Origin of the sequence: Amycolatopsis sp. NPDC049252 (assembly GCF_043197175.1) — a bacterium.
Taxonomy (GTDB): domain Bacteria; phylum Actinomycetota; class Actinomycetes; order Mycobacteriales; family Pseudonocardiaceae; genus Amycolatopsis.
Map to the genome: position 1 here is coordinate 1 of NZ_JBICSQ010000133.1, position 3,158 is coordinate 3,158.

Below are 3,158 nucleotides of genomic sequence, written 5' to 3' on the forward strand. Positions count from 1 at the left end.
GCGGGGGGTCGTGCGGCCGGTTCGGGGGGCCGGGCGGGGGCGGCCCCCGCCCGGGGGGGCCGGCGCGGCGCGGACCCCCCGGGCGCCCACCGCCACACTCATCACCGGTGACCGCGTCACCGTCCGGACCGCTCCGGACGGCCGTGACACCTTCGAAGTCCTGCCGGCCGCGGCCAAGGGCATGGCGCGGGCGCTCGTCCACCTGCGCCTCGGCGGCCGCGACTACGAGGTCCCCGGCACCGCCCTGCCCTACCTTGGGCGCGGGCTCGACCTGAGCCTGTTCGACGTCAAGGCGCTGCTGGCCGGCGGTCAGGTCGACACCCCGAAGCCCGATTTCGGCGCGGCGCTGACGAAACAGTTCAAGGAGGACAACGCCCGCGGCCACTTCGGCGGGCAAGGGCTCTTCGCCGGCGGGGCGAGCTACGCCCTCGCCGGAGCGAAGAAGACGCAAGCGCAGCCGCGATCGGTGATGCGCACGGTGTCGGTCGACGCCACCGACATCGGCGGGAAACCGGCGGACACCGGGATCGCGTTCCTCTACAACACCGACGACGGCAACGTCCTCGACGGAGGAGAGAACTACAACTACTTCACCGGGGGAACGGCGAAGTTCAGCGCGCCCGACGGGAACTACAGCGCGCTCGGCGTCTTCTGGACCGCCGACGCCGACGGCAACCCGACCGAACTGCGCTTCAGCGCGCAGCCCGAGTTCGCGGTGAAGGCCGACACCACCGTCCGCGTCGACGCGAAGCGTGCCACCAGCAAGCTGACCTGGGTGACGCCGCGGCCCGCGCTGCTCGACGACACCGGGTTCCTGTTCCGCCGGGCCGCGAAGACCGGTCCGGCCCTGCTGGTCGACTTCGACGCCGGGCCGGGGGTGCCGATTTCCGTTTCGCCGACGGCCAAACCCGTCACCACCGGCGCGCTGCAGACCTACCCGTACAGCAGGCTCGTGTCCCCGCCCGGACCCGGCACGCCGTACGAATACGTGCTGCAGAAGGCGAGCGTGGGCACGATCCCGCAGCAGCGGTACGTGATCACGGCGAAGGACGTCGCCGCGGTCGACGCCACCTACTACAGCGAGTACGCCTCGGCCGGCCTGCGGCAGCGCAGCGGCATGTTCGCCTTCGAGGACACCAGCGGGCGGCCGTCGCACCCGATCGACCTGCCGCGGCGGCAGACCGAGTACGTCTCGGCCGCGCCGGACCTCGTCTGGTTCGGCGGGGTTTCGAAGTACGTCCTGTCCGGGCCGTTCCCCGGCTGGGCGGGCGGCCAGTACGAGGCGTTCCACGGCTACCAGGGCGGTACCACCGTCACCGAGGGCTGGAACCGCTTCCCGCTGCACCCGGCCGGCGCCGTCGCCCTGGAGCCGCTCGACAAGGCCACCGTCTACACCCAGCCGGCCGCGACCCGCGCCGGTGACCTGCTGCGGTTCTCGATCACGCCGTTCAGCGACAACGAACCCGGCCACACCGGGTTCGGCTTCTACGGCGAGTCCCGCGACACGATCACCGGGCACTACACGCTGACCCAGGACGGCACGACCGTCGCCGAGGGCGATCCCGTCGGCGGCTTCGCGCTCAACCTGGAACAGCAGGTGGGTGCCGGGCCGTCCACGCTGGGGCTGAAGCTCGACGCCGGCCGCACCGGCCCGATGTACCACCAGAGCACGGCCACCCGCACCGAGTGGACGTGGCACTCGCAGCACGTCGACGGCGTCACCCTCCCGCAGGCGCTGTACTGCGCACGCGGGGCGGACGGGCCGGACCGGTCCTGCGCGGTCGAGCCGTTGCTGACGCTGGGGTACGCCGTCGGCGGGCTCCGGCCGGACGGCTCCACCGCGTCCGGGCCGCAGGGTCTCGACCTCGGTGTCGGGCACCTGCAGCAGAGCGCCGCGAGTGCGATCACGGGGGCGACCGTGCAGTACTCGGCCGACGGCACCACCTGGCACGACGCGGCCGTCACCGCCCGCGGCAACGGCGTCTACCACGCGGACTTCGCCGCGACCACGGACACCTTCCGTGGCACGGACGTCTCGCTGCGGGTCACCGCGTCCGACGCCGCCGGGGCGACCATCACGGAGACGATCACCGCCGCCTACCACGTCTACGCGTCCTGAGGGGAGTGTCCACTGTGTACATCCGAAAACTCGGTGTGCTGATCGCCGTGTGCGCGGCGGCGATCGCGCCGGCGCCGGCCGCGTCCGCCGCACCCACGCCGCGCGCGGCCTGTCCCGACACGGGGCCGGGCGTGCTGCGCTGCCTCACCACGTTCACGCCGGGAGCCACGCGCGCCCTCGCCGACGGCCCGGCCGGCTGGGGTGCCGACGACCTGGCCTCGGCCTACCGGCTGCCCGACGGAGCCGGGCCCGGCACCGTCGTCGGCATCTCGATCGCCTACGACGCGCCGAACCTGGAGGCCGACCTCGCCACCTACCGGGCGCAGTACGGCCTGCCGCCGTGCACGACGGCGAACGGCTGCTTCCGGAAGGTGAACCAGCAGGGCGCCGCGACACCGTTGCCGGAAGCCGACTTCGGCTGGGCCATCGAGTCCACTTTGGACGTCTCCATGGTGTCCGCGGCGTGCCCGTCGTGCCGGATCGTCGTCGTGGAGGGCAACACGCCCGGGTTCGCCGACCTCGCGGAGACCGAGGACACCGCCGTCCGGCTGGGCGCGAAGGTGGTGTCGAACAGCTACGGCTCCCGGGAGGGCGGCGCGCAGCTGGCGTTCGCGAGCCACTACCGGCACCCGGGCGTGACGGTGGTGGCCTCCTCGGGCGACTCCGGGTTCACGTCGGCGAGCTACCCCGCGGTGCTGGCCACAACCGTCGCGGTCGGCGGGACGTCGCTGGCGAAGGACCCGGACTCCGCGCGTGGCTGGGCGGAGCAGGCGTGGGCCTACGGCGGCAGCGGCTGCTCGGCCTACATCGCGAAACCTCAGTGGCAGAAGGACACCCACTGCGGCAAGCGGACGGTCGCGGACGTCTCGGCGGTCGCCGACAACCTGGCGATCTACAACACGGACGCGGGCGGCTGGCTCCCCGTGAACGGCACCAGCGCGTCGGCGCCGTTCGTCGCCGGGCTGTACGGCCGGTCCGGCCGCGCGGGGGTCGCGCAGCCGGCTGATCTCTACGCGCGGGCGGCGCAGTTCACCGACGT

2 protein-coding genes are annotated in these 3,158 nt (G+C 73.2%); both read left to right on the plus strand.

Going from position 1 to position 3,158, the window contains the following annotated elements:
• Nucleotides 1-2,119: hypothetical protein (locus ACGFMK_RS46825; protein WP_392777843.1), on the plus strand; the 2,119-nt coding region annotated here is incomplete at its 5' end.
• Nucleotides 2,120-2,133: 14 nt separating this feature from the next.
• The coding region (locus ACGFMK_RS46830; protein ID WP_392777846.1) for a S8 family serine peptidase at nucleotides 2,134-3,158 on the plus strand (1,025 nt) is incomplete at its 3' end.